Source organism: Falsiroseomonas sp. RANM36, from assembly GCF_056682175.1.
Genome location: NZ_JBWXTD010000008.1, coordinates 44,513 through 44,803, shown reverse-complemented (window position 1 = coordinate 44,803; position 291 = coordinate 44,513). Strand labels below are relative to the sequence as shown.

Here is a 291-nt window from a genome sequence, read left to right as displayed (position 1 = left end):
CCGCGCGGCGGGCCCGCTGTTGGGGGGGGGGGGTGGGGGGGGGGCGCCTCCCCCCCCCGGGGGGGGGGGGGGCGCCCCGCCCCGCGGCCGACTACGCGCTGGGCCGCGTGACGAACGACGTGGACGTGGCGAATGCCTGCCTGTTCATGGCCAGCGACGTGTCGCGGCAGATCACCGGCGTGGACCTGCCGGTGGATGGCGGCTGGGCCGCGCTGTGAGCGAGGCGGGGGGGGGGGGCCCCCCCCCCCCCCCCCCACACCAGAAGGAAGAGCGCCCGCGGGGGGCGCCGCC

1 protein-coding gene is annotated in these 291 nt (G+C 81.8%); it reads left to right on the top strand.

Going from position 1 to position 291, the window contains the following annotated elements; genetic code table 11:
* Positions 1 to 218: SDR family oxidoreductase (locus tag AC1MIR_RS25855; protein ID WP_480031050.1), on the top strand; the 218-nt coding region annotated here is incomplete at its 5' end.
* Between the last annotated feature and the right edge of the window lie 73 nt (positions 219 to 291).